27 protein-coding genes are annotated in these 25,796 nt (G+C 69.3%); 15 read left to right on the top strand and 12 right to left on the bottom strand.

The genetic code is table 11. The features are described from left to right. Positions 1 to 68 precede the first annotated feature (68 nt). Positions 69 to 893 carry a DUF4397 domain-containing protein gene (locus ACX80U_RS15430; protein ID WP_459269066.1) on the bottom strand — a complete coding sequence of 275 codons (825 nt, stop codon included), beginning with the start codon at positions 891 to 893 and terminating at the stop codon, positions 69 to 71. Between the two features lie 104 nt (positions 894 to 997). Next, a complete protein-coding gene (locus ACX80U_RS15425; protein WP_133081475.1) occupies positions 998 to 1,846 on the bottom strand; it encodes an HpcH/HpaI aldolase/citrate lyase family protein in 849 nt (282 codons plus the stop codon). Between the two features lie 262 nt (positions 1,847 to 2,108). Between ACX80U_RS15425 and ACX80U_RS15420 the strand changes: the two genes are divergently transcribed. Both ACX80U_RS15420 and ACX80U_RS15415 read left to right on the top strand, forming a co-directional pair. Beyond that, entirely contained in the window at positions 2,109 to 3,467 is a 1,359-nt protein-coding gene (locus ACX80U_RS15420) for an MFS transporter (RefSeq protein ID WP_459269065.1), read from the top strand. A 210-nt stretch (positions 3,468 to 3,677) separates the two neighbouring features. Next, entirely contained in the window at positions 3,678 to 5,324 is a 1,647-nt protein-coding gene (locus ACX80U_RS15415; protein WP_459269064.1) for a thiamine pyrophosphate-binding protein, read from the top strand. 19 nt (positions 5,325 to 5,343) lie between these two features. Here the strand turns inward: ACX80U_RS15415 and ACX80U_RS15410 are convergent, their stop codons facing one another. The 4 genes from ACX80U_RS15410 to ACX80U_RS15395 form a co-directional block, all read right to left on the bottom strand. Further along, positions 5,344 to 5,964, bottom strand: coding sequence for an alpha/beta fold hydrolase (locus ACX80U_RS15410; RefSeq protein WP_459269063.1), 621 nt, complete (start codon positions 5,962 to 5,964; stop codon positions 5,344 to 5,346). A 163-nt stretch (positions 5,965 to 6,127) separates the two neighbouring features. Then, complete coding sequence (paaK, locus tag ACX80U_RS15405) at positions 6,128 to 7,456, bottom strand: phenylacetate--CoA ligase PaaK (RefSeq protein WP_459269062.1); 1,329 nt, start codon at positions 7,454 to 7,456, stop codon at positions 6,128 to 6,130. A 37-nt stretch (positions 7,457 to 7,493) separates the two neighbouring features. Beyond that, complete coding sequence (locus ACX80U_RS15400; RefSeq protein WP_208739298.1) at positions 7,494 to 8,222, bottom strand: IclR family transcriptional regulator; 729 nt, start codon at positions 8,220 to 8,222, stop codon at positions 7,494 to 7,496. A gap of 1 nt (position 8,223) precedes the next feature. Further along, complete coding sequence (locus tag ACX80U_RS15395; protein WP_459269061.1) at positions 8,224 to 10,140, bottom strand: FAD-binding monooxygenase; 1,917 nt, start codon at positions 10,138 to 10,140, stop codon at positions 8,224 to 8,226. Positions 10,141 to 10,319: 179 nt separating this feature from the next. On the opposite strand from ACX80U_RS15395, the gene ACX80U_RS15390 reads away from it, so the two are divergent. The 8 genes from ACX80U_RS15390 to ACX80U_RS15355 all read left to right on the top strand — a co-directional run bounded on the left by ACX80U_RS15390 (position 10,320) and on the right by ACX80U_RS15355 (position 18,355). Next, the gene (locus tag ACX80U_RS15390; RefSeq protein WP_459269060.1) at positions 10,320 to 11,783 is read left to right on the top strand and encodes a fumarylacetoacetate hydrolase family protein; all 1,464 of its coding nucleotides are present in this window, start codon (positions 10,320 to 10,322) and stop codon (positions 11,781 to 11,783) included. After that, on the top strand, positions 11,780 to 12,463 hold the full coding sequence (locus tag ACX80U_RS15385) for an FCD domain-containing protein (protein WP_133081482.1): 684 nt from the start codon (positions 11,780 to 11,782) through the stop codon (positions 12,461 to 12,463). Before ACX80U_RS15390 ends, ACX80U_RS15385 begins: the two co-directional genes overlap by 4 nt. Continuing rightward, positions 12,460 to 14,001: a 5-carboxymethyl-2-hydroxymuconate semialdehyde dehydrogenase gene (hpaE, locus tag ACX80U_RS15380; protein WP_459269059.1), complete on the top strand. Its 1,542-nt coding sequence runs from the start codon at positions 12,460 to 12,462 to the stop codon at positions 13,999 to 14,001. The genes ACX80U_RS15385 and hpaE overlap by 4 nt, the downstream gene beginning before the upstream one ends. 36 nt (positions 14,002 to 14,037) lie before the next feature. Continuing rightward, positions 14,038 to 15,114: a 3,4-dihydroxyphenylacetate 2,3-dioxygenase gene (hpaD, locus tag ACX80U_RS15375; protein WP_459269058.1), complete on the top strand. Its 1,077-nt coding sequence runs from the start codon at positions 14,038 to 14,040 to the stop codon at positions 15,112 to 15,114. Between the two features lie 2 nt (positions 15,115 to 15,116). Further along, positions 15,117 to 15,902, top strand: a complete 786-nt coding sequence (hpaH, locus tag ACX80U_RS15370; RefSeq protein ID WP_133081485.1) for a 2-oxo-hept-4-ene-1,7-dioate hydratase — start codon at positions 15,117 to 15,119, stop codon at positions 15,900 to 15,902. Continuing rightward, complete coding sequence (locus tag ACX80U_RS15365) at positions 15,887 to 16,690, top strand: HpcH/HpaI aldolase family protein (RefSeq protein ID WP_459269057.1); 804 nt, start codon at positions 15,887 to 15,889, stop codon at positions 16,688 to 16,690. Before hpaH ends, ACX80U_RS15365 begins: the two co-directional genes overlap by 16 nt. A 158-nt stretch (positions 16,691 to 16,848) precedes the next feature. After that, positions 16,849 to 17,190, top strand: coding sequence for an ANTAR domain-containing protein (locus ACX80U_RS15360; RefSeq protein WP_208739304.1), 342 nt, complete (start codon positions 16,849 to 16,851; stop codon positions 17,188 to 17,190). A gap of 388 nt (positions 17,191 to 17,578) precedes the next feature. After that, a complete protein-coding gene (locus tag ACX80U_RS15355; RefSeq protein WP_459269056.1) occupies positions 17,579 to 18,355 on the top strand; it encodes an ANTAR domain-containing protein in 777 nt (258 codons plus the stop codon). A 78-nt stretch (positions 18,356 to 18,433) separates the two neighbouring features. Here the strand turns inward: ACX80U_RS15355 and ACX80U_RS15350 are convergent, their stop codons facing one another. Continuing rightward, complete coding sequence (locus tag ACX80U_RS15350) at positions 18,434 to 18,703, bottom strand: hypothetical protein (RefSeq protein ID WP_459269055.1); 270 nt, start codon at positions 18,701 to 18,703, stop codon at positions 18,434 to 18,436. A 229-nt stretch (positions 18,704 to 18,932) separates the two neighbouring features. Continuing rightward, complete coding sequence (locus tag ACX80U_RS15345) at positions 18,933 to 19,196, bottom strand: HPr family phosphocarrier protein (protein ID WP_459269054.1); 264 nt, start codon at positions 19,194 to 19,196, stop codon at positions 18,933 to 18,935. Positions 19,197 to 19,368: 172 nt separating this feature from the next. Here ACX80U_RS15345 and ACX80U_RS15340 point away from each other — a divergent pair, with 172 nt between their 5' ends. Continuing rightward, the gene (locus tag ACX80U_RS15340; RefSeq protein ID WP_459269053.1) at positions 19,369 to 20,064 is read left to right on the top strand and encodes an LmeA family phospholipid-binding protein; all 696 of its coding nucleotides are present in this window, start codon (positions 19,369 to 19,371) and stop codon (positions 20,062 to 20,064) included. 138 nt (positions 20,065 to 20,202) lie between these two features. Further along, on the top strand, positions 20,203 to 21,090 hold the full coding sequence (locus tag ACX80U_RS15335; protein WP_459269052.1) for a GAF domain-containing protein: 888 nt from the start codon (positions 20,203 to 20,205) through the stop codon (positions 21,088 to 21,090). Positions 21,091 to 21,147: 57 nt separating this feature from the next. Here the strand turns inward: ACX80U_RS15335 and ACX80U_RS15330 are convergent, their stop codons facing one another. From ACX80U_RS15330 to ACX80U_RS15315, 4 genes are read right to left on the bottom strand one after another with little or no spacing between them, the layout of a single operon-like run. Further along, on the bottom strand, positions 21,148 to 21,909 hold the full coding sequence (locus ACX80U_RS15330; RefSeq protein WP_459269051.1) for an ABC transporter permease: 762 nt from the start codon (positions 21,907 to 21,909) through the stop codon (positions 21,148 to 21,150). Further along, positions 21,906 to 22,709 (bottom strand): ABC transporter ATP-binding protein, encoded by an 804-nt coding sequence (locus tag ACX80U_RS15325; protein ID WP_459269050.1) that lies wholly within the window; start codon positions 22,707 to 22,709, stop codon positions 21,906 to 21,908. Before ACX80U_RS15325 ends, ACX80U_RS15330 begins: the two co-directional genes overlap by 4 nt. Further along, complete coding sequence (locus ACX80U_RS15320; protein ID WP_208741789.1) at positions 22,706 to 23,065, bottom strand: DUF1048 domain-containing protein; 360 nt, start codon at positions 23,063 to 23,065, stop codon at positions 22,706 to 22,708. The genes ACX80U_RS15325 and ACX80U_RS15320 overlap by 4 nt, the downstream gene beginning before the upstream one ends. Positions 23,066 to 23,067: 2 nt before the next feature. Beyond that, the gene (locus tag ACX80U_RS15315; RefSeq protein WP_208739312.1) at positions 23,068 to 23,397 is read right to left on the bottom strand and encodes a PadR family transcriptional regulator; all 330 of its coding nucleotides are present in this window, start codon (positions 23,395 to 23,397) and stop codon (positions 23,068 to 23,070) included. A 200-nt stretch (positions 23,398 to 23,597) separates the two neighbouring features. On the opposite strand from ACX80U_RS15315, the gene ACX80U_RS15310 reads away from it, so the two are divergent. From ACX80U_RS15310 to ACX80U_RS15300, 3 genes are read left to right on the top strand one after another with little or no spacing between them, the layout of a single operon-like run. Then, a complete protein-coding gene (locus ACX80U_RS15310; RefSeq protein ID WP_459269049.1) occupies positions 23,598 to 24,017 on the top strand; it encodes a hypothetical protein in 420 nt (139 codons plus the stop codon). A 60-nt stretch (positions 24,018 to 24,077) separates the two neighbouring features. After that, positions 24,078 to 24,875 (top strand): hypothetical protein, encoded by a 798-nt coding sequence (locus ACX80U_RS15305; RefSeq protein ID WP_459269048.1) that lies wholly within the window; start codon positions 24,078 to 24,080, stop codon positions 24,873 to 24,875. Then, a complete protein-coding gene (locus ACX80U_RS15300) occupies positions 24,875 to 25,666 on the top strand; it encodes a hypothetical protein (protein WP_459269047.1) in 792 nt (263 codons plus the stop codon). Before ACX80U_RS15305 ends, ACX80U_RS15300 begins: the two co-directional genes overlap by 1 nt. Positions 25,667 to 25,796: the final 130 nt, after the last annotated feature.

Genomic DNA, 25,796 nt, shown 5'->3' with positions numbered 1-25,796 from the left:
TGTTTTTTTTTTGGGAGAGGTGTTTGCGGGGGGGGGGGGGCCCCCCCCCCCCCCCCCACCCCGCACGGCTAGCTGGAGACCCGGACGGCCCGCCGGCGGGAGGCCGCTGCCGCACCGCCGAGCAGCACCAGCAGGAAGGCACCGATGCCGACGGCGGCTCCGTTGTCGTCCTCTGCCGCGAGGCCGGACTGACCGCCGGGGACGGCACCGGGAGCGGAGTGGAGGCCCTCGATGACCTGTGTGGCCAGCGCGAGGTTCCCCGCCTCGAGGCTTCCCCAGGCGTAGACGATCGTCGATGTGCCTTCGGGGAGGGTGAGGTCCGCAGGGCCGATCACCGGAGCGGTGGTGCCCGTGGCAGCCACCGATGCCGACACCGTGCCGGCGTCCGTGGTCAGGGATGCCTCACCCGGATTGCTGAGGTTCTGGAGGATCGGCGCTCCCCCTGCGAGGACGTCGACGGCGGGGGCGGCTGCGACATGGCGGACCGTGACCCTCGTCCTGCCGGCCTCGACGGCGGAGAGGTCGTTGGTGTAGAAATTCGCGGTGGGGTTCCCCTCGGCATCGAGATTGGCCGTCGCGGTGTAGTTCCCGCCCGCCGCCAGGTCGACGTCGACAGGACCGATGAGCGGCGCGCTCGCGTCGGCTGCATCCGCCGCCGTGACGGCCAGCTGGTAGGCCCCCGCCGGCAACTCCAGCGGACCGGCGAGCTCGCCGGGAGCGAAGTCGTCCAGCGTGAGGGCACCGTTGACGTACACATCGACGGTGAGATCAGGAACGCCGTGAAGCACCGACAGCGATGCGACGGCTGGTGTTTCTGCGGCCGTTGCCGGAGCAGCGATGGACGCTGCTCCCACGACTGCGGCGGCTCCTACGGCGTACAGGCTTCTTTGCATGACATCTCCTCGATCCGGCCCCTTCGGGGGCTGTTTCCACTGACATCCGGTAATACCCGGAGGCGCAGCCGTTTGGATGCAGGAGGACGAGGAATCTTTCCGGCTCAGGCGTTCCAGAGACCGTAGGAGTCGGCGAGCGAGGAGATCTTCTGCGCCCGTGCGAGGCGGGGGAGGTAGGAGCCGTCGCCAACCACGGCACCCGCGGCGTGCTCACGCAGCAGTTCAGCAGCCCAGTTGATCTCTGATTCGCTGGGCGACAGTCCCCGGTTGATGGTGTCGGTCGCGTCCGTGAGCAGGCACAGCTTGCCGGTCATGCCCATGGAAGCCGTGACCTTGCAGGCCTCGAGCAGCTCCTCTCCCAGGGCGCCGACCGTCGGGCCGTCGATCGGGCCGGGCAACTGCCCGACGCGCGAGGCGACCACGAGCTTGGAACGCGCATAGGCGAGCGCCATCGGATCATCGGACGCACCGGTGTCGCGACGGAAGTCGCCGACGCCGAAGGCCAGGCGGAAGGTACCGGGCGCGCTGGCGATCGCCGTCGCGTTCTCGATGCCGAGCGCGGACTCGATCAGGGCGAGGACGGGCGTACCCGCCTGGAGGCGCATGGCCGTGTGGGTCACCTGCTCGGGCTTCTCCGTCATGGCCAGCATGACGCCGCGGAGACCCGGTGCCTTCGAGAGGGCCGCGAGGTCCTCGGCCCAGTACTCGGTCTCGATGCCGTTGACGCGCACCCAGGCCGTCATGCCGGTGGACAGCGCCTCGACCACGCGCTCGCGGGCCTCGGCCTTGCCCGCCGCGGGAACGGCGTCCTCCATGTCGAACACCACGGAATCGGCCTCGGACGTGAGAGCCGGGATGAACGTGTCCTCGGAAGCAGCGGACGCCAGCAGCCAGGATCGGGAGAGCTTCGCGGGAAGCGCGGCTGCGCGGCTGTTTCTGAGGGAGGTGGCCATGCTCAAACAGTACTGAGGACTGTGGGGCATTATCCACCGGAGACAGGGTGCGGTCCGTGAACACTACGACCAAAAGGGCTCTCCGGAGCGGCGTCCGGGTTCCCGGCGTCCCGGCGAGCGCGGGGAGGGACCCTTGACCGCTCCCTGCACGGAGCCTACCATTCGTATACGATTTCGTACTCGATGGCGCCCCAGCGCCTCCTCCGGACGTCGACCGCCCGGGAGGATCAGCAGCACGCACCGAAAGACAAAGGGGTTTTTCATGGCATTGGCTTCAGAACGGGCAGAGCCCACCGGACGGCGGGGCATGAGCGCTGCCGACCGCAAGGTCCTCGCGGGGACGATGGTCGGCACCACCATCGAGTGGTACGACTTCTTCATCTTCGCCCAGGCGGCGGGACTCGTCTTCGCGACCGTCTATTTCGGCCCCCTGGAGACGGAGAGCCCCGGGCTCGCACAGCTCGTCGCGTGGGCCACGATCGGTATCAGTTTCTTCTTCCGTCCCCTGGGCGCGGTCATCGCGGGCCGACTGGGCGACAGGATGGGCCGCAAGGCGATGCTCGTCTTCACGCTCATCATGATGGGCGCATCCACGGCCCTGATCGGGCTGCTGCCCACCTACGCGCAGATCGGCGTCTGGGCGCCGATCCTCCTCATGCTGCTGCGCATCCTGCAGGGCTTCTCCGCCGGCGGGGAGTGGGGCGGCGCGGCCCTCATGGCCGTCGAGCACGCACCCGTGGCCAAGCGCGGCTTCTGGGGGGCCTACCCGCAGATCGGCGTCCCGGTCGGCATGATCCTGGCCACCCTGGTCCTGTTCCTGCTGCGCAGCTCCCTGTCCCCCGAGGCGTTCCTCGAATGGGGCTGGCGCATCCCGTTCCTGCTCTCCGTCGTCCTGATCGTCGTCGGCTACTTCATCCGCGCCGCCGTCGCCGAGTCTCCCGTGTTCAAGCGGATGATCGAGCGCAAGCGTGACACCGCCACTCCCCTGCGGAGCCTGCTGAGGACCAACAAGAAGCAGGTCGTCCTCGCCGCGGTCATCTTCATCGGCAACAACGCCGCCGGCTACCTCGTCATCGCCTTCCTCTCCTCGTACGCCCAGAAGAGCCTCGGGATGCCGGCCGCGCCCGTGCTCCTGGCGACGCTGCTCGCCTCCTTCGGCTGGCTCATCTTCACCCTCTACGGCGGCATCCTCTCGGACCGGATCGGACGCGTCCGCACGTTCCAGATCGGGTATGCACTCATCTTCGTCTGGATGATCCCGATGTTCATGATGATCGACACCCGCAACATCTGGGCCTACGGCATCGCCATCTTCATCCTGACCATCGGGCTCGGCCTGTCCTACGGCCCCATGTCCGCGATGTACGCCGAGATGTTCCCCGCGAACGTCCGCTACTCCGGTATCGGCATCGGCTACGCACTCGGCGCCATCCTCGGCGGGGCCTTCGCGCCACTCATCGCCCAGGCACTGCTCGGGAGCACGGGCTGGTCCGGGTCGATCGGCATCTACATCATGGTGCTCTGCGTGATCTCGTTCATCGGGGCGAGCATGGTGAGGGAGACGAAGGGTGCACCGCTCGAGGCGGAGACGGAGGATGCGGACGCCCGCGTCACCCCGTAGCCGATCCACGGGTACGCGGAAGAACGGGTGGGTGCCACCCGTCCTTCCGCTATAGTGGCGAGCGTCGGGCGCCACGGGCGCCGTGCCTGAAAAAGAGGCAATAAGGGCGCCGTCGCCCGAGGCACATACGGAACTCACCCACCAAGTCCTCCGGGTTGACCGTGTGCCTGCACCATCGCCGCTCGGGGACTTCGCCCTGAAGGATTCCCGATGGCCACCGTCTCCGCGAGCATCGTCTCCGCCCTCCTGCCCGTCACCTCCGAGGTCTTCGGCGTCATGGGCAATGGCAACGCCCACTTCCTCGACGCCGTCCTGGCCGCACCGGCCCTGCACTACACCGCCGTCCGGCACGAGGCCGGCGCCGTCGCCGCAGCCGATGCCTACTTCCGTGCCAGTGGGCGGCTCGCCGTCGCGACCACCACCTACGGTGCCGGATTCACCAACGCCCTGACCCCTCTCGCCGAGGCGGTCCAGGCCGGCATCCCGCTGGTGCTCGTGGTCGGGGATGCGCCCACGGCAGGGATGCGCCCGTGGGACGTCGACCAGTCCCAGGTGGCCAAGGGCCTCGGCGCCACCACGTTCACCGTCTCGGCAGGTCGTCCCCGGGCCGTCGCGGCGGCCGCCGTCGACCATGCCCTGCGTCACCGGGAGGCCGTGGTCCTCGCGATCCCCTACGATCTCGCGGCCGTCGAGGCCCTGGAGGAGGACGCCGCTCCCGCACCTGCCGCCGCGCCCCTCGACCCGCCGACCGGGGAGGATGTCGAACGCGTCGCGGCGATCCTCGCGTCGGCCGAGCGCCCCCTCGTCCTGGCCGGCCGGGGTGCGTGGGTGAGCGGAGCCGGAGAGGCGGTACGTGCCCTCGCCTCGAGCCTCGGTGCACTGACCGCGACCTCCGGTCTCGGCGCCGGGTTGTTCGGCGACGACGCGGGGGCGCTGGGTATCGCCGGTGGCTGGGCGTCGGAGCGCACCGCGCACCTCATCGAACAGGCCGACGTCGTGCTGGTGCTCGGCGCGCACCTCAACCAGTTCACGACGCGCTTCGGGCATTCCTTCGGTCCGACCGCCCGGATCGTCCAGGTGGATGTCGCCGCGGGCCCCACCTCACCGGCCGTCACCGATTTCGTCCGGGGTGACGCGAGGCTCACCGCCGAGGCGCTCCTCGCCGCCGTCGAACCCCGGGACGCAGCCCACCGCTGGAGCACCATCGCAGCCGATGCCGCACTGCGCGCCCACGACGCGCGCGACGACGGTGCGCCGACGGCCCCCGACGGCCGCCTCGACCCCCGGAGCCTGTGCCGCATGCTGGACCGGATGCTGCCGGCCGACCGCACGATCGTGCAGGACGGCGGCCACTTCATCGGCTGGGCGCCGGGCTACCTGCACGTTCCCGCGCCGAACCGCCTGATCATGGTGGGCACCGCGTATCAGACCATCGGGCTCGGCTTCCCCAGCGCGGTCGGGGCGGCCCGGGCCCTGCCGGACTCCACGATCGTCCTGTGCACGGGCGACGGCGGCGCCCTCATGGCGCTCGCGGACCTCGACTCGTTCATCCGCACCGCTCGACGCGCGGTCATCGTGGTCTTCAACGACGCCGCCTACGGAGCCGAGATCCACCAGTATGCCGTCCGCGGCATCGACTCGCGGCCCATGATGATCGAGGAGGTGGACTTCGCCGCCGTCGCCGCCGCCTTCGGGGCCCGGTCCGCCACCATCGCCTCCCTCGGCGACCTCACCGCCGTCGAGGACTGGCTCGCCTCCGACGACGACGGCGTCCTCCTGCTCGACTGCAAGATCTCGCAGCAGGTCGTGGCGCCGTACATGCAGGAGATCGTCGCCGTCGCCACCGGGAGCCGCTGAGGCCCAGCGGCGGTGCAGCTCATCCGGTGGGTGCCGGGGCGATCCGGCGGGCGAAGCCGTCGAGCGCCGATGCGACAGCCCGGGGATTGCCGAGGGCCGCGTAGTGCCCGCCGGGGATCTCCACCGGTTCGATCCCGAGGCGCTCGCGCACCTGCCGTCGCATGAAGGGGGCGGGGAAGAGACGGTCGTCCTGGCACAGGATCGCCATCGTGGGGACCTCGGGGTGCCGGCCCGGCCACGGCAGCGACAGCCAGGCGCCCTGCTGGTCACGCTCCCGGGCCCGTGCCTCGCGGGCGAGCTCGTCCGGCACTCCGTTGTAGTACAGCACCTCCGGGTCGTCGGCGATCTCCTCGGAATCGTGCCCGGTCTTCGTCCACCAGTCGGCGAACGACTCACCCGGCAGCGGGATCATCGCGGCGAGGTACACGAGGCCGGCGGCGCCCAGTGCGTCACACACCAACGGTGCGGTGAATCCGCCCAGGGAATGCCCGACGACGACGGCGGCCCGGCTCCCGCCGGCAGCGGAGCCGACAGCGGAGCCGACAGCGGTGGTGTAGTCCCCGAGGGTCGCGCCGGCGTCCTCGGTCGGCAGGTCCACTGCCACCACGTCGTGACCGGACTCCTGCAGCACCGCGCTCACGAGGTGTCAGTCCCAGGCGGTCGAGCCTCCTCCATGGATCAGTACGAACGTCGTCATGGTGTCCACTCCCATCGGCCGGGACGCCCCGGACCGGCGTCGTCACCTGTAGACGTACCGGGGCCCCGGAAACCATCGGTCGGGGTCCCGCATGGAACCGGTGGGATCAGCGGGGCCGGAGATCGTAGATCCGCCTGAGCTTCCCGCTGGACCGCACGAGGGACCCCTGCTCGACGACGGCGACGGCGCACGTGGAGCCGATGTGCGTCTTGATCCGGTGCCGCAGCTCCTCCGCCGCCGCGGTGGCGTCGGCAGCACTGACGCCCTCACGTGGTTCCACCTTGACGGTCAGCTGGTCCATCCGCTGGCCCTCGGGACGCGTGAGCTCGAGCTGGAAGTGCGGGCTCAGGGCCGGGATGGCCAGGGCCAGTTCTTCGACCTGCGTGGGGAAGAGGTTCACGCCACGCACGATCACCATGTCGTCGCTCCGACCCGTGATGCGCTCCATCCGGCGCATCCCCGGTCGTGCGGTGCCGGGCAGCAGGCGGGTGAGGTCGTGGGTGCGGTAGCGGATGATCGGCAGCGCCTCCTTCGTCAGGGAGGTGAAGACGAGCTCGCCCGCCGAACCGTCGTCGAGCACCTTCTCCGTGAACGGATCGATGATCTCGGGGCGGAAGTGGTCCTCCCACACGTGCGAGCCGTCCTTGGACTCCACGCATTCACCGGCGACGCCGGGGCCCATGACCTCGGACAGGCCGTAGATGTCACAGGCGTCGAAGCCCATGCGTCCCTCGAGTTCCTGGCGCATGCCCTCCGTCCACGGCTCGGCCCCGAGCACCGCGGTCTTCAGCGACGTCGTGCGCGGGTCGATGCCCGCGGCGGCCATCGTGTCGAGGATCGTCAGGAGGTAGGTGGGCGTGGCGAGGATCGCGTCCGGTTCGAAGTCCCGGATGAGTTGCACCTGCCGCTCGGTCTGCCCGCCGGAGATGGGGATGACGGTGCAGCCGAGCCGCTCGGCTCCTGCGTGGGCGCCCAGCCCGCCGGTGAACAGCCCGTAGCCGTAGGCATTGTGGACCTTCCAGCCTGCCTTCACACCGGAGGCGCGCAGCGAGCGGGCCACCAGCGAGGCCCAGCGGTCCAGGTCCCCGGCGGTGTACCCGACGACCGTCGGCCGGCCGGTCGTGCCCGACGACGCGTGGACGCGCGCGATGCGCTCCTGCGGCACGGCGAACATGCCGAACGGGTACGTGCTGCGCAGGTCCTCCTTGGTGGTGAAGGGGAAGGCCGCGAGGTCCGCCAACTCGCGGAGGTCGTCCGGGTGCACGCCGGCGTCGTCGAACTTCCGCCGGTACAGGGGCACGTTCGCGTACGCGTGGGCGAGGGTGGACTTCAGCCGTTGAAGCTGGACGGTCTCCAGGTGGTCGCGCGACCACGTCTCCTCGACGTCGAGGGTGGCAGGATCCGCTGCACTCGCGCGGAGTGGGAGGGTGGTCATGGCTGCTCCTTCGCAGATCAGGTCAGGGGGGCGGGCATCAGAGGACGGACTCGACGGCGTTCGCCGCCGCAGCGACGCGGGAACCGATGTCCTCGAGGGGTCGGTCGCCGGCCAGGAAGACGACGGCGAGCGCCGCGGGAAGCTGGCCGCGGACCCGGATGGGGGCCGCGACGCTGCTGACACCCGGGATGACTTCGTCCCGGCTCGTGGCGTACCCGACGGTGGCGGCGGTCCTCGACTCCGCCCGGTACGGTTCGCCCGGCGCCAGGCGCTCCCAGGAGGCCTCGGTGAGCGCCGACTGGATGGCGATGCCGGGCGCCCCCGCGTCGAAGGGGTGGCGTGAGCCGGGGCGCTGGACAAGGGTGCCTTCGCCGTGCGGCGGCTCCACGGCCACGAGCGTGACGCAGTGGCGCCGGTCCCACACGGCGATGAACGCGGTCATCTGCAGCTCGCCCGCGACGGCCGTGAGCTCCGGCAGTGCGGCCGTCTGCAGCCGGGGCGCGACTCCCCGGGCCAGGTTCGCGAGTCCCGGGCCGGCCCGGAACCGTCCACCCGCGTCCCTGACCACCAGGGAGTGTTCCTCGAGCGTCCTCAGGATCCGGTAGGCGATGGAGCGGTGGACGCCGAGTGCCCCGGCGACTTCCGCCGTCGTCCGTCCGTCCGGCGCGTCGGCCAGGAGCTCGAGTGCCCGGATCCCCCGTGACAGCGTCTGGGATGCCGGCGGGGCCGCCGTCGTGGTTCCGTGCTCCGCGTCCGCCGTACGCATGTCAGGCGAACGCCCGTCCTGCGCGCCGGTCCGAGCGGGCCACCAGCAGCGGGGCGAAGAACTCCGCGAGGCCGGCGGTGCCGGCCAGCGGCAGCACGTGCGCGACGTACTGGTCGGGGCGGACCACGACGACGACGCCGGAGCGGTCGAGCCCCCGCAGGTCGAAGATGTCCGCGTGCGGGTCGGCGGCGTACACCCGTTCGTAGTCGGTGAGTCCGAAGGGTCCCACGGCGGGCTTGAATCCCGACGGTACGCGCCCGATGTCCACGCGGGTGTGGTCCTGCTGGTAGACGACCTTCACGTCGAACCACGCATCCGGATCCGCGCCCGGCGGGGTGGCCGCGAGCGGCGAGTCCGGAGCCGTGCGGATCCAGTCGGCGAATCCCGACACCAGGGAATCGGTGCCCGCTTCCGCGCCGTCGGCGAAGACGTAGATGCGCCAGCGGCCGTCCTCCGTGGCGTGGTGGCCCAGGTGCACGGGGACGCCGTCGCAGACCCGGACGACCGGGGCCGATTTGAAGCGCTTGCCGATCGGGAAGCCGGCAGCGAGGTCCTGGTGTGCGGGCTCCGCGACGAGGATGGACGGCGCGTACTGGGTCATGAAGCCGGCGGGGAACTCCGCGGTCCGCACGTAGAAGTCCTCCAGCTCGGAGGGGTCGGCGAACTCCTCCGGCTTCCTCGCCATGAGGGTGGACCACTGCCTGTCGAACGCGATGAGCTCCTGCGCGACGACCTGCCGCTCCGCGGAGTACGTCGCCAGCAGGTCCTCGGGGCTGCGGCCTTCGAGCACGTGGCCGAGCTTCCACCCGAGGTTGAAGCCGTCCTGCATGGAGACGTTCATGCCCTGGCCCGCCTTGGCGCTGTGCGTGTGGCACGCATCCCCGGTGATGAAGACACGCGGTGTGCGGGTTCCCAGCTCCTCCGGCAGGACGTCGTCGAACCGGTCGGTGAGGCGGTGGCCCACCTCGTAGACGCTGTGCCAGGCGACGTCGCGCACGTCCAGTGTGTAGGGGCTGAGGATCTGGTTGGCCTTCGCGATGATCTGCTCCACCGTCGTGGCGCGGACCGCGCCCTTGTCGGCCGGGTCCACCTCCCCGAGGTCCACGTACATCCGGAACAGATGTCCACCCTCGCGCGGGATCAGGAGGATGCTGCCGCCCGCCCCGGACTGGATGGCGCACTTGCGGCGGATGTCGGGGAAGTCGCTGACGGCAAGGGCGTCCATGACGCCCCATGCATGGTTGGCCTGGTCCCCTGCGAGGGTGCAGCCGATCGCCTGGCGGACCCTGCTGCGGGCGCCGTCGGCCCCCACGACGTACCTGGCCCGGACGGTGCGCGCAGCGCCCTCGTGCTCACCCGCGGTGTGCACGAGCGTGACCCGGACGGGGTACTCGGCGTCGTCGTCGACCTCGAGGTCCGCGAACTCGTAGCCGTAGTCGGGCACCATGCGCGTGGGCGCGTTCTTCATGACCTCGGCGAAGTAGTCGAGGACGCGGGCCTGGTTGACGATGAGGTGGGGGAATTCGCTGATCCCGGCAGGATCGTCCTCGGGGCGTGCCGTACGGACGATGCGCGAGGCGTCCTCGGGGTCCGGCTTCCAGAAGGCCATCTCCACGATCCGGTAGGCCTCCTCCGTGATGCGCTGGGCGAACCCGAAGGCCTGGAACGTCTCGACGCTGCGGGCCTGGATGCCGTCGGCCTGCCCGATCGCCAACCGCTCCGGCCGGCGCTCCACGATCCGCGTGGAGATGCCGGGGAACTGGGAGAGCTGGGCGGCGGTGATCATGCCTGCCGGGCCGGTGCCGATGATGAGGACGTCGACCTCGTCGGGGAGTTCCTCCGGCCGGTCGAGCCCGGTGCCGGCGGCAGGCTGGACGCGGGGATCACCCGACACGTAACCGTGGTGGTGGAATTGCACGGGCTGTCCTCACTTCGTCGTGATGGTTGCCAAGCGGCCGGTTCGATAATCGAACGGGCGGTTCTTCTTTCGTGAAGCGATGCTAGCCCCCGATGGCGGGCCCAACAACTCCCCTTGACGCTTCCGCCACGTCCTGCCTAATCTTCGTATACGATTTCGTACTCGATGAGGAGCCACGGGTGGAACTGGTAGACGACGGCGTCCTGGCCGCAGCCCGCAAGGTCATCGCCGTGCACATCAACTACCCCAGCAGGGCGGCGCAGCGCGGTCGTACACCCGACCAGCCGTCGTACTTCCTCAAGCCGTCCTCCTCGCTCTCGCTGTCCGGTGCAGCGGTGGAACGCCCCGCCGGGTGCGAACTCCTCGGTTTCGAGGGCGAGATCGCCCTGGTCATCGGCCGTCCCGCCCGCCGCGTATCCCTCGAGCAGGCCTGGGACCATGTGGCCTGGGTGACGGCGAGCAACGACCTCGGGGTCTACGACCTCCGCTACGCGGACAAGGGCTCGAACCTCCGGTCCAAGGGCGGTGACGGCTTCACACCCGTGGGCCCGGGCCTGATCCCGGCCGGCGATCTCGACCCTGCCGCCCTGCGCATCCGCACCTGGCACAACGGGGAGCTCGTGCAGGACGACACCACCGCGGACCTCCTCTTCCCCTTCGCTCGCCTCGTCGCCGACCTGTCGCAGCTCCTGACCCTCGAGACCGGGGACATCATCCTCACCGGCACACCGGCCGGCGCCTCGGTCGCACAGCCGGGCGACACGCTCGAGGTCGAGGTCTCGGCGTCCGGCGGCACCCTCTCGACCGGCCGGCTGGCCACCCGCGTGGAGGAGGGCACGACGCCGCTCGCAGGCTTCGGCGCCGGCCCCAGGGCCGACGACGTCCAGCGGGAGGAGGCCTACGGCTCCCGGGAAGCCGCCGACCTCCCGGAACCGGCGTCGGTCCTGAGCGCCGGACTCCGCGCCAAGCTCGGGAGCGTGGCCACCGCCACCCTGTCCTCGCAGCTGCGCAAGCGCGGGCTGAACAACGTGAGCATCGACGGCCTGCAGTCGACCCGGCCGGACCGCCGCGTCGTCGGTCTCGCCCGCACGCTGCGCTACGTCCCGAACCGCGAGGATCTCTTCGCGGCGCACGGCGGTGGGTTCAACGCCCAGAAGCGTGCCATCGACTCCGTCAACGAGGGCGAAATCCTCGTCATGGAGGCACGCGGCGAGACCGGCACGGGAACCATCGGCGACATCCTCGCCCTGCGGGCACAGGTCCGTGGAGCCGCAGCCATCATCACCGACGGCGGTGTCCGCGACTTCTCCACCGTCGCCGGCATGGACATCCCGACGTACTACGCCAATCCGCATCCCGCCGTCCTCGGGCGCCGGCACATCCCGTGGGACACCGACATCACCATCGCCTGCGGCGGCACGACCGTGCAGCCCGGCGACATCATCGTCGCCGATGCGGACGGCATCCTCGTGATCCCTCCCGCGCTCGCCGAGGACCTGGCGGACGACTCCCTGCAGCAGGAGCGCGAGGAGGCTTTCATCGCGGAGATGGTCCGGCAGGGTCACGGCGTGGACGGCCTCTATCCGATGAACGCGCAGTGGCGGGCGCGCTTCGAGGAACAGGACGCGGGGAAGCGGGCATGAGCAGGACGGGCACGGCCTCCGGCAGCAAATCCGAACAGGCGTACTCCGCGGTCAAGGCCCGCATCGTCGACGGCACCTACTCCCCCGGTTTCCGCCTGGTGCTCGCGAAGATCGCCGACGACCTCGGGGTGAGCGTGGTCCCGGTGCGCGAGGCCATCCGGCGGCTCGAGGCCGAGGGACTGGTGACCTTCGAGCGCAATGTCGGTGCGACCGTCGCGGGCATCGATCCCACCGAGTACCTCTACACGATGCAGACCCTGAGCATCGTCGAGGGAGCCGCGACCGCGCTCTCCTCGCCGCTCATCGGGCCGGCGGACATCGCACGGGCCCGCGCCGTCAACGAGGAGATGCGCGCCTGCCTCGACCATTTCGACCCCGTGCGCTTCACCCGGCTCAACCAGGACTTCCACTCCGTCCTGTTCGAGAACTGTCCCAATCCGCACATCCTGGACCTCGTCCACCGCGGCTGGAACCGCCTCGCGTCGCTGCGCTCCTCCACGTTCCGGTTCGTCCCCGGCCGGGCCCACGAGTCGGTCGAGGAACACGACGCCCTCCTCCGGCTCATCGAGGGCGGAGCGGAGGCTGACGCCATCGAACGCGCGGCGAGACTCCATCGCAGCGCCACCCTCGACGCCTATCTCGCGCAGACCGGCGCACACACCAGTGAGGAAATGCCATGACCAGCCCCATCGACGCGGCCACGACACACTACGTGCCGGAGGACCTGCCGACCTCCATCCAGCACTACATCGACGGACGCTTCGTCGATTCGGTGGGCGGCGCGACCTTCGAGGTCCTCGACCCGGTGTCCAACACCACCTACGCCACGGCCGCGGCGGGGCAGAAGGAGGACATCGACCTCGCGGTGGCGGCCGCACGGGAGGCCTTCACCAACGGGCCATGGCCCCGCATGAAGCCCCGCGAACGTGCCCGGGTCCTCAACCGGATCGCCGACGCCGTCGAGGCCCAGGAGTCCCGGCTCGCCGAACTCGAGACCTTCGACACGGGCCTGCCCATCACCCAGGCCAAGGGCCAGGCGCTGCGCGCCGCGGAGAACTTCCGCTTCTTCGCGGACCTGATCGTGGCCCAGTTCGACGACGCCATGAAGGTCCCCGGCTCCCAGATCAACTACGTGAACCGCAAGCCCATCGGCGTCGCCGGGCTCATCACCCCGTGGAACACACCCTTCATGCTGGAGTCCTGGAAACTCGCTCCCGCCCTCGCCACCGGGAACACGGTGGTCCTCAAGCCCGCCGAGTTCACGCCCCTCTCCGCCTCCCTGTGGGCGGAGATCTTTCGGGACGCCGGCCTGCCCGACGGCGTGTTCAACCTCGTCAACGGGCTCGGCGAGGAAGCCGGCGACGCCCTCGTCAAGCACCCGGACGTCCCCTTGATCTCCTTCACCGGCGAGACCACCACCGGCCAGACGATCTTCCGGAACGCCGCCGCGAACCTCAAGGGCCTGTCGATGGAGCTCGGCGGGAAGTCACCCTGCGTCGTCTTCGCCGACGCGGACCTCGACGCCGCCATCGACTCGGCCCTGTTCGGGGTCTTCTCCCTCAACGGCGAACGGTGCACCGCAGGCTCCCGGATCCTCGTCGAACGCCCGGTCTACGACGCGTTCTGCGAGAAGTACGCGGCGCGCGCGAAGGCCATCGTCGTCGGGGATCCCCACGACCCGAAGACCGAGGTCGGGGCCCTCGTGCATCCCGTGCACTTCGACAAGGTGGCCTCCTACGTGGAGATCGGGAAGACCGAGGGCCGGCTGCTCGCCGGCGGCGGACGCCCTGAGCACCTCCCGGAGGGCAACTACATCGCCCCCACCGTGTTCGCGGACGTGGCCCCCGACGCGCGGATCTTCCAGGAGGAGATTTTCGGTCCCGTGGTGGCCATCACCCCCTTCGACACCGACGACGAGGCCCTGGCACTCGCGAACAACACCCGGTACGGGCTCGCAGCCTACATCTGGACGAAGGACCTCACCCGCGCCCACACCTTCTCCTCGAACGTCGAAGCGGGCATGGTGTGGCTCAACAGCCACAACGTCCGCGACCTCCGCACCCCGTTCGGCGGCGTCAAGGCCTCGGGTCTCGGGCACGAGGGCGGCTACCGCTCCATCGACTTCTACACCGACCAGCAGGCCGTCCACATCACCCTCGGTACCGTCCACACCCCCAGGTTCGGCAGCATCGACGCCGCCGCCGCCGACGAAGGCTGAGCCCCCACCCCGTTCGCTCGACGAAGAGAGAATCCCATGACGAATCCCGTACCCACGCCCTCGGTTCCCGCTCCGGACATCGTGCGCTGCGCCTACATGGAGATCGTGGTCACCGACCTCGCCCGCTCCCGCGCGTTCTATGTCGACGTCCTCGGCCTGCACGTCACCGAGGAAGATGAGAACGCGATCTACCTGCGGTCCCTCGAGGAGTTCATCCACCACAACCTGGTGCTCCGCAAGGGACCTATCGCCGCCGTCGCCGCTTTCGCCTACCGCGTGAAGTCACCGGCCGAGGTCGACGCCGCCGAGGCCTACTACAGGGAACTGGGCTGCCGCACCGAACGCCGTGCGGACGGCTTCACGAAGGGCGTCGGGGACTCCGTGCGGGTCGAGGACCCGCTGGGCTTCCCCTACGAGTTCTTCTACGACGTCGAGCACGTCGAGCGCCTCACCCAGCGCTACGACCTCTACTCCGCGGGCGAACTGGTCCGTTTGGACCACTTCAACCAGGTCACCCCCGACGTGCCACGCGGCCGGGCGTACCTCGAGGACCTCGGCTTCCGCGTCTCGGAAGACATCCAGGACTCCGACGGCGTGACCTACGCGGTGTGGATGCACCGCAAGCAGACGGTGCACGACACCGCGCTGACCGGCGGCAACGGACCGCGCATGCACCACGTCGCGTTCGCCACCCACGAGAAGCACAACATCATCCAGATCTGCGACAAGATGGGCGCCCTGCGGATCAGCGACCGCATCGAGCGCGGCCCCGGACGGCACGGCGTCTCCAACGCCTTCTACCTCTACATCCTCGACCCGGACGATCACCGCATCGAGATCTACTGCCAGGACTACTACACCGGGGACCCGGACAACCCGACGATCACCTGGGACGTGCACGACAACCAGCGCCGCGACTGGTGGGGCAACGCCGTCGTGCCGTCCTGGTACTCGGAGGCGTCCCTCGTCCTGGACCTCGACGGAAACCCGCAGCCCGTCACCGAGCGCGACGAGCGCAGCGAGATGGCGGTCACCGTCGGCGCCGACGGCTTCTCCTACACCCGCAAGGACGGCGCCGAGGCCGAGGGCTTCAAACTCGGCGCCCAGCTGTAGCCATGCTGGACGACGCGACGATCGAGGCCATCGCCGATGAGCTGCTGGAGGCCGGCCGGAGCCGGGTTCCCGTCCCGCTGCTGACGGCGCGCTACCCGGGGATGACGGTGGAGGACTCCTACGCCGTGCAGCGGTTGTGGCGGCAGCGCAACGAGGACGCCGGACGTACGCTCGTGGGCCGGAAGATCGGGCTCACGAGCAGGGCCATGCAGGCCGCGACGGGCATCACCGAACCCGACTACGGGGCGATCTTCGACGACATGGTCCTCGAGACGGGGTGCTCCGTGGAGTGGGACCGGTACACACACCCCCGGGTCGAGGTCGAGCTGGCCTTCGTGCTCAAGGACGACCTCAGCGGACCGGGCTGCACCATCTTCGACGTCCTGAATGCGACCGACCATGTGGTGCCTGCGCTGGAGATCCTCGACTCGAGGATCGAGATGGAGGGCCGGACCATCGTGGACACCATCTCCGACAACGCGGCCATGGGCGCCATGGTCGTCGGCGGGCGCCCGGTGCGGCCCGACGCCGTCGACCTGCGCTGGGTATCCGCCATCCTCTACAAGAACCAGGTCGTCGAGGAGACCGGGGTCGCCGCCGGGGTCCTGGACCATCCGGCCGCCGGCGTGCACTGGCTCGCCAACAAGATCGCCGCCCACGGGGACGGCCTGAAGGCCGGCGACATCATCCTCGCCGGATCCTTCACCCGACCCATGTGGGTGGACCGGGGGGACACCGTCCACGCCGACTACGGAGCACTGGGAGCCGTGACATGCCGCTTCGTCTAGGACCCACCTTCGCCGAGGCACTGGTTGCTGCAGACCGCCCGCTGGCCGGGATGTGGGTGTGTTCGGGCAGCCCCTTGGTCGCCGAGATCTGTGCCGGGTCCGGGCTCGACTGGCTGCTCGTCGACGCCGAGCACAGCCCGAACGGCCTCGAATCGATCCTCGCCCAGCTGCAGGCCGTCTCCGGGTACCCGGTGCAGGTACTCGTCCGTCCTCCGGTCAACGACACCGTGCTCATCAAGCAGTACCTCGACCTCGGCGTGCAGAATCTGCTGATCCCCATGGTGAACACCGTGGCAGACGCGCGGGCCGCCGTCGCCGCCACCCGCTACCCGCCCGAGGGCGTCCGCGGCGTCGGCTCCGCACTGGCCCGCGCCGCCCGCTGGAACAGGATCCCCGACTACCTGGCCACGGCCGGCGGGACCGTCAGCGTCACGGTCCAGATCGAATCCACGGCCGCCGTCGAGGCGGTGGAGGACATCCTCGCCGTCGACGGCGTCGACGCCATCTTCCTCGGGCCCTCCGATCTCGCCGCATCCATGGTACTGCTCGGCCAGCAGGAACACGCGCAGGTCCGCACCGCCGTCGGGAACTGCCTGCACGCTGCAGCGCTGGCCGGGAAACCGGCCGGCGTCAACGCGTTCACCCCGACCACCGCCCGGCACTACCTGGAATCCGGGGCATCCTTCGTCCTCGTCGGCGCCGACGTCTCCCTCCTCGCCCGCGGCTCCGAAGCCCTCGCCACCGCCTATCTTCCGGCGCCGGAGGACGACTCCCCGTCCAGTTATTGAGCGCCTCCGGACACGTCGGCGCCACGGCCGTCTTGACGGCGGAGCGTAGTGTGAGGGGTACGCGGTCCAGACATAGGCCGTACTCCTGGTTTCTTCTTGACGGTGCCGTAGCAACCGCATCCATGGCAGAGCACGATCCCCGATAGGGGCAGTGCAGCATGAACGACGACGTAGAACCGCACCACCAGATCCCCCACCGCACCGCTCCGGATTCCGGATCCGACGACGCACCTGCAGCACGCGCGAGGCATCTGGTCGATGACTGGGCCCGGCTGATCCACGCCACCCTGTGCCCCGAGCAGGCTCTGCCCCTTCCCCGACCCGTGCAGATCGCGACGGGCATCATCATGGGCAACCAGCACTGCACCGTGCACCAGGCCCATGCCCTGCTGCTCAGCGCGGCGTGCGCACGTCAGGTCCCCGCGGGCCGGATCGCCGAGGACATCATCTCGACCACCCGAAACCCCGTCCTGCCCGGCACCCGCAGCACATCCCCCTGATCGGCCCCGGACTCCGCTCCCCTCCTTCTCCTCCCGGCAGCCAGGTCGTGCGCGTTCGTGCGGGACAGTCCTTCCTATGCCGCACTGCTGCCCCGTACTGCAGGGCGCTCGTAGCCCTGGAGCCCTCACCGCGGACGAGCGTGCGGAACCCGACTTGATCGAAAACTGAGGATTCGTTCCGGGTTGTGGCGAGGGTGGTCCATGAGACTGGAGGAACGCAGCAGGAAGACCCGGAGACGTCCGTCTCCATGCCGTGGATACAGGGATGCTCGTGCGGAGGTGGCATTCTCCTCCTCGGTCAGGATGCCTGCCTCGGCGGACATCGACCCATCGGTAATGCCGCGCCCTACCGCAGGGCCGGCACTGTTCTCACAGGAGTTCGACACGCATGGCCGGGACCACCGACCCTCAGGACTACACCAGCGACATCTACGACCTGATGCTCGCGCACCAGAGTGTGCAGGAGTTCCTCGACGCCGTGGTCCGGCTCTCGGCCACGATCATGGCTCCTGCCGACGTGGTCTCGGGCATCACCTACCGGAACCGCCGGCGCATGGTGACGCTGGTGAGCAGCATCCCCGAGGTCGGCGTCCTGGACGAACTGCAGTACGACGCCGGCGACGGGCCCTGCCTCACCGCCCTGAACACCGGAACCACCACCGTCGTGGATGACACCGATGCCGACCAGCGGTGGCGCGGATACCTGCGAGCGGTCGCCGATCACGGCTATCTCTCGATGATGGGGATGCCTCTTCCCCTGCGTGCCAGGAACGACGGCACGGACGACGGCAGGAGTGAGGGTGCGGCGAGCATCAACTTCTACGGCGCCGAACGCGCGGTGTTCACGCCCGAGCGGCAGCGGGCCGCCGAAGCCTTCGCGACCTCGGCCGGTGCCGCATTGAGCCTGATCGTGAAGGTCGACGACGCCAGGGACCAGACCGCGCACATGGTCGCAGCCACGGAGACCCGTTCTGCCATCGATGTCGCTGTGGGAATCATCATGGCCCAGAACCGCTGCAGCCAGGAGGAGGCATTCCGGATCCTGCGGAGCTCCTCGAACAATCAGAACGTCAAGGTCCACACCCTGGCCCAGCTCATCCTCGAACGGGCCTCGAACCCTGCCCCGGTGGTCCCGCACACCGGGAACACCGCCCCGAACCCCTGACCCCCCTCCTGGCACTGCGCGACAGGTCCAGCACGTCCTGCCGGGATGTCGCAGCAGGACCCGTTGGACCGGGAGCTGTCAGCCGGCGCTCGGGACGCTTGCCGGCGGAACCGCCGGCGTGATGTCGTCGAGGCTGAGCAGGGGCGGCTGGTCGACGGATTCCTTCAGCTCGATAATCTCCTCCGGATCGAGGTCCACCACCTCCGCGATGACCTCCGGGGCCTCGCCGTGCTCGAGAGCGACGACGATGGCCTCCTTGAGGTTCAGCTCAGCATGGTCCAGTTCGAACGCCGCTGCTTCCTTGTCCGCCGCTGCGACGGCGAGTTGATGACGATCCTCTGCTGACATCTGTACACAGTCCTTCTTGAACCTCGGTCGGTGGACACGGCCGCGCCGTCGGATCCGATCTCTCGATCCGCCGTCGCCACGGGTGTCCGGTTGTATCCCCCATTGTGCCTGCACGGCACCGTCACCGCACCGACCTCGCCCGCGACGTCGCGCTCGAACTCACGACGACCGGAGAACCACCCACCTGCACACCCTGGCCGGTCCTCTCGGGCACTCCGTCCCGATGCCGTCAGTCGACATCCGTGAGTACGGCGACCAGGGCGGCCACTGTCTTCTCGGCACCCGGCCCCTCGCAGGTGATGGTCACGACTTCCTCGGTACCGGCACCGAGGCTGAGGACCGACGTGACCTGCGATGCATCGACCGAGTAGTCCGGGTCGGACGCGAGACGGAGGAACACCCTCCCGCTGAAGCTGTCGGCGATGGCGGCGATACGGACTGCGAGCATGGCATGTACGCCGCGCGGATTGGCGACGACGACGCTTCGTTCCACGGCTGTTCCTCCTCCCGCCCGGGATCCTGGCCCCTCGACACTGTTCATCTAATCACCACCGTTCGTGTTCCTCGCGGAATTTCCCCTTCCCGTCTCGAGTGCTGGGTCCGCCGCAGGATGCAGGGTGACAGGATCCACCCCTTCCGGGCCCACCAGCCATCAGACTGTCCCTATGGACTGGACGCGTGCAAGGGATTGGCTGATCGGTGCTACGGGGATGGCACTCGTCCTGGGGGTCGCGCTCGTGATCCTCTGGTGGGGGCTGAGCGAACCGGCGGACGCAGGCGGGCCGGGACCTGCGCCGACAGCGTCGGCGGGAGCTGAGGACCCGTCGACGACGGCAGCACCCCCCGCCACCCTGCTCGAGGACGAGACGTGGTTCGCCGACCTCGTGCTGGAGGCCGGGACGGTCGTGACCCCGGACTCGACGCTCCGCGATGTCCGGGCCGTCGGGCAGGACGTGGTCGTGGGGCCGGACCGGTCGGTGGCCGCGCGGCTGGTCGTGGACGCGACCGTGCCGTTCGAAGTCGTGGCAGACGAGCTCGGCGACGATTCCGTGGTCCGCGCTGCCGGAGGCGGCCAGGCCACGGTGGTCCGCACCGTGAACGCCCTGGGGCGCGAGGTGCGCGTCACGGCGACCGGCACCGTCGACGTCCAGGCCGGCAGGCTCGTGCTGGAGCCGCGCTCGATCGACATCGGTGGCCCGGGTTTCCTCTCCGATGCCACCGCCGCCGTCGTCAGGCGGTTCGTGACCATCGAGCACGATATCGACGGCCTGCCCGTTGGCCTCGTGCTGGAGGGGGTCACCGTCCAGACCGACGGCTTCCGCGCGAACCTCCGGGGCGAGGATGTCAGGCTTGCACCCTAGTCCTGGTCGGCGGCACTCTGCCATCGGCTGTCGAGTACAGGCGCGGGCGACGCCGATGAGCATAGTCTTGGTGGGCGAGGTCGACCCGTCCGGGGTCGACCTGCGATGGCCGAACGGATCAGTGGACGGAGGACGGGCATGCTGGATGGGTACCTTCAGCAGTGGAGCGCCATCCAGACGGTGCGGGCCGCCGGCCTGAACCTCCCTGACGTCTTCCGGACGTATGTCGACCGGGCCGGGGACTCCGACCAGCTCGAGGTCCGGGGCTACCTCTCCGGCCTGGTGATGCTCGAGGTGGAGCAGCGCGACCTGCTCGCCCAGGCCGTCAACGAATGCCTGGACAGCGAGGGATCCACGGCCGATGGTGCGCACTACAGCAACGAGGAGGCCGCCTCCTTCTCCGGCTACGGCGACTACCTCCGCCCCCTCGACCTCTCCCCCGACGGGTACGACTTCAACGCCCCACCCGCCGGGGATCACAGCACCAGCGCTACCTTCGGCAGCGGTTCCTCGTTCGATGCAGTGGCTGCTGCAGGTGGCATCGGAGGTGGATCCGACGCCGACGAGACCGAGTTCCGACGCCTGCAGGCCTTGCACGAGTCCGGCTTGCTGGAGGGTGGTGCGGAGGACCGCTTCGATCGGATCACCCGGCAGGCGCGGGACCATTTCGGTGTCAGCTCGGCCTCCATCGCCCTGATCACCGGCGATTCGCAGATCATCAAATCCGTCGTCGGACCGTTGGGCCAGGATCTTCCGCGGGACCTCTCGCTCTGTGCGACGACCATCGAACAGGACCGCACGCTGGTCATCGCGGATGCACGCGTGCATCCTGAGTGGCGCGATCACCCCCTCGTCACCGGCGCGCCCGGAGTCCGCTTCTACGCCGGTCACCCCGTCTGCACCGTGGACGGCTGGCGTATCGGCACGCTGTGCCTGATGGATGACCAGCCGCGGATCTTCACCGATGACGATGTGCAGGTACTCAGGCGGCTGGCCGGGCAGGTACAGATCGAGATGTGGGTCTGACGAAGGCCCCAGCCGCGCAGGCTTCCCTCCTGCCGGACCGCGCGCTCACGGCCCTGCCTAGCCGGTCCTGCGCCGATAGGTCATGATGGCGACGGCGTAGGCAGCCACCAGGCCCCCGACGCACCAGGCGAGCGCTGTCCAGATGTCGCTGCCGACCGGCTGCTGCGCGAACAGGTTCCGGATCGTCTCGACGATGGAGGTGACGGGCTGGTGCTCCGCGAACCAGCGCACCGGACCCGGCATGGACTCGGTGGGCGCGAAGGCGGAGCTGATGAACGGCAGGAAGATCAGCGGGTAGGAGAACGCTGCGGCGCCGTCCACCGACTTCGCCGAGAGTCCGGCGATCACCGCGATCCAGGTCAGGGCGAGTGTGAACAGCACCAGCATGCCGGCGACGGCGAGCCAGGCCGCAATCCCTGCGCCCGAGCGGAAACCCATGGCGACGGCGGCGAGGACGACGATCACGAGGGAGACCAGATTGGCGACCAGTGATGTCAGGACATGCGCCCAGAGCATGCTGGACCGGGCGACGGGCATGGACTGGAAGCGCTCGAAGATACCGCTCTGCAGGTCGAGGAAGAGCCGGTAGGAGGTGTACGCGACGCCCGAGGCGACCGTGATGAGCAGGACGCCGGGCAGCAGGTAGTTCACGTAGGAGGACGAGCCGGTATCGATCGCACCACCGAGCACGAAGACGAAGAGAAGCATGATGGCGACGGGCATGACCGCCGTCGTGACGATCGTGTCCGCACTGCGCGTGATGTGGCGCAGGGATCGCCCTGTCAGCACGGCGGTGTCGCCGAGGAGGTGGGTGGTCACCGGGAGTCCTTCCGGGTGGGTCCGGACGGGGTGTCCGTCGCGGTGTCGACGCCGATGATCGCGAGGAAGACGTCCTCGAGGGTCGGTTGCTTCTCGATGTACTCGACCTGGGCGGGTGGAAGGAGCTGCTTGAGTTCCGCCAGGGTGCCGTTCGCGATGATATGGCCCTGATGGAGGACGGCGATGCGGTCGGCGAGGTGCTCGGCCTCCTCGAGGTACTGGGTGGTGAGCAGGATCGTGGTGCCCTGCACGGCGAGTTCCTTCACCGCCTGCCACACCTCGATGCGCGCCTCGGGATCGAGCCCTGTGGTCGGCTCGTCGAGGAAGATGACGGGCGGGTGCCCGATCAGGCTCATCGCGATGTCGAGGCGACGGCGCATCCCACCCGAGTAGGTCGAGACCTTCCGCCCTCCCGCGTCCGTCAGCGAGAAGCGGCGCAGCAGGTCATCGGCGATGCCGCCCGGGTCGCTGAGGTGCCGCAGCCGTGCGATGAGCACGAGGTTCTCGCGTCCACTGAGCACCTCGTCGACAGCCGCGAACTGACCCGTGAGGCTGATCGATCCACGCACCTGCGCCGGCTGCGCAGCGACGTCGAACCCGCTGACCGACGCCGTGCCGGCATCCGCGGAGAGCAGGGTCGAGAGGATCTTCACGACAGTCGTCTTGCCGGCACCGTTGGACCCCAGCAACGCGAAGATGCTGCCGCCGGCGACGTCGAAGTCGATGCCGCGGAGCACGTGGAGATCCTTGTAGGACTTCTCCAGTCCCGACACCCGGATGGGGGACGCCACGGCGCTCATCGCCGCTCGTCCCTTTCGGCGTCGTCGATCGCGGAGGCGAGGCGGTTGCGCTCCTTGCGGATCCAGCTTCCACCGCCATAGTTCTGCATGAACTCCTCGGCGAACTCGGCAGGGTCCGCACCGACGACGTCCCGGATGGGCGTTCCTGCGGCGACGCTCTGCTCGAGCAGGTCGGCGAGATCGTTGAGCATGGCGATGAGGCTCTTGCCGTCGTCACTCGGGCCGAGGTTCATGAGGTACCGCTCGAGCGCCGCAGCGGCCTGGCGGTAGCCCTCCGGCAACTGCCGGATGCGCTCCTTGTACTCCCTGTACCTCTTCTTGTCGCCGAGATCCCCGACGATCTTCTCGATCCACATGGTCACACCCCTCCTTGTCGGAGCTGTTCGAGCCGTTCCGAGAGGAAGCTCCATGTCCTCCAGAACTCGTTGAGGTATTCCTGCCCCTGCGCGTTGAGCGAGTACACCTTGCGCGGGGGGCCCTTCTCGGACGGGACCTTCTCCACGTCCACGAGCCCCCGTTGCTCCACCCGCACGAGAAGCGCGTAGATGGTGCCCTCCGCGATGTCCGAGAAGCCCTGCTCACGCAGCCACGTCGTGATCTCGTACCCGTACGCAGCCCTTCCGGCGAGAAGTGCGAGGACGATGCCCTCGAGGGTGCCCTTGAGCATCTCTGTCGCCTGCCTGCCCATGACTCTCCTCTCGCTACTCAGTGTTACTTGATACCGGTACAAAGTAACACTGACTACCAGTACATAGCAAGAGGGAGTAGCAGGATTTTCCGGCCAGCAGTGGTGATCATCCCGGCAGGCGCTTCCCCCGGCGCAGCCGGACCGCGATGTACCCGACCGCATCCCGGGTGGAGCCCTGCAATCCGCGCTAGGCTCCGAGCATGACCCTCAGAACGCCTCCCCCTTCGGCTGCGCACCACGGGCCCGTCGGGCTCGCGACCGCCCTCCTCGCCGTCGTCGCGGCATTCCAGGCCGCCCTGGCCGCCGGAGCGCCATGGGGCGCGGCCGCCTACGGCGGTTACACCCCGGGCACCTTGCCTGCCAGGTTCCGGGTGGCCAGCGCGGTCTCGTCCCTGGCCTACCTCGGGCTCGCCCTGGTCACGACGGACCGAGGACCCGGCACGACGACGAAGCGCCGGATCCTCACGGGCGCTGCGTGCCTGATTGGGGTCGGCACCCTGATGAATCTCGCCTCGCGGTCCGTGATCGAGCGGCTGCTCTGGACCCCTGTTGCGGGAGCCCTCACCGTCGCGCTCCTGCGCATCGCCCGGAAGCTCCCCCCGCACGCGGACCGGCCATGACGTCGACCCACGTGGAAGCACCCGTGGACTCGCCTCGACCTCCAGGTGTACCTTTCAGCTGTGGAAGGCATCGCGCATCCTTCGGACGCCGACCGCGAGTTCGATGAACTGCGTACGAGGGCGTACGGGCCGGACCCCGACATCGGGATCGACCCGCCGGCCCTCGCGAGGTTGCATGAACTCGAGGCTGCGCACCGCGCTGACCTCGAGCGTCGACGTGTCGCCACCACGACGGGAAGCGTGACCGGCGCGGCTGGTGAGCCGACGGCTGCTCCCGCCTCCACTGCCTCAGCTGGACGACAGGTGGCTCGGCAGTCGAACGGTCCGGAAGGGGTCGCGTCGTCCCGGCCGGCAGGGAGGGACGACCTGCCGCGGTCGTTCGTGCACCGCATGATGGCAACGCGGCGCAGTCGCCTCGCGTGGACAGCCGGCGCGCTGGTCGTGGCGGGCGGAGCCGTCGCGACAACACTCCTCGGACAAGCGCCGCGCCCCGATGCCACCCTGCTCCCCACCGGAGCCGCAGCCGGCGACCGGGTCCGCACGCTGGTGGCGATGGAGGGACCCATGTTCGCGATCGACACCACGACCCTCCGCGCGCACGGTTCCTTCCGCGGTCTCACGATCTGGTCCGGCGTGAACGCGTACGACTCGCCCTGTCTCGTGGCCATGCACGAAGCCAGTGGCAGCATGTCGGAAGCGCGCTGCGCTCCGTCTCCGGCAGACCTCGTCATGGACGTCTCGTCGTCCGGCGACGGGTTCGAAGGATTCGAAGGGCTGCCCGGCGTCGGCATCATCCGGTTCATTCTTCACGGCGACGCAGTGGATGCCTACGTCCACCTCATGCCGGAGGCCGGCTGATGGACGGATCCTCGCCCGTGTCGGATCCTGCAGCCGAACTGGACGCGCTGCGCAGGAGGGCCTACGGTCCGCATCCCGATATCCAGGCCGATCCCGCTGCACTGGCACGGCTGACGGAACTCGAAGCGGCACGCACCGCGAGCCGGTCCGGCAGGGCCCGCACTCCGACCCCCGCATCCGGCGCCACCACCGAAGGTGCGCCGGTGGCCGACCCGCCCCCGGCCGCCCCCGAAGCCGAGGAGTCGGACGAAGCCGCCGGCAGGTCGCCCGGGGTGGAGCCCGCCGAATGCCCGCCACGGTCGCGATGGCAGCACCGCTGGCATCGAGCCACCGCCACACGGGCCCGCCGCAGTTGGTTCGTAGCCGGCACCCTGGCGGTCCTCTTCGCCCTCGCGTACATCGTGGGGTGGTTCCTCGGGCCCCGCCCCGATGCCGTCCTGCATCAAAGCGCCGGCGGAGGAGACGAGGTGGTGTTCTCGATGCTGGACTTCCTGGGAGCCGACGTCGACCGTTCGAGCATCCGCGGCTATGAACCGTATCGAGGAGTCGAACCGTGGTTCGCCGTGGACAGGCAAGGTCTGCAGTGCTTCATGATCATCGACCGCTCGGGTCCCATGGTCGACGGCGCCAACTGCGTCCCGCCCGGGGTCGGTCTCTTCGCGGACATCGGCACTCTGCACCTGTCGCGGGACGACACCGGCGCAAGCCTCCCGGACGGGAGTATCATCCGGTTCCACCACCGCGGGGACTCGGTGGACGTCGTCGTCTATCCTGCGTCGAAGGCCGGCTGAGCCCCGACCCCGGAGAACACGACGACGGGCCCTGCCGGGAACACGAGGAGGCGTGCCGCAACCTCGTGTGTGCTCGATGAGTGCCGGGGTGAGGATGTCCGTGCCACGATCACCCTGCTTTGATGCCGGC

It is taken from the genome of Arthrobacter sp. TmT3-37 (assembly GCF_054510835.1).
The sequence above is the reverse complement of the archived record's forward strand: the minus strand, read 5'-3'. Positions and strand labels throughout refer to the sequence as shown.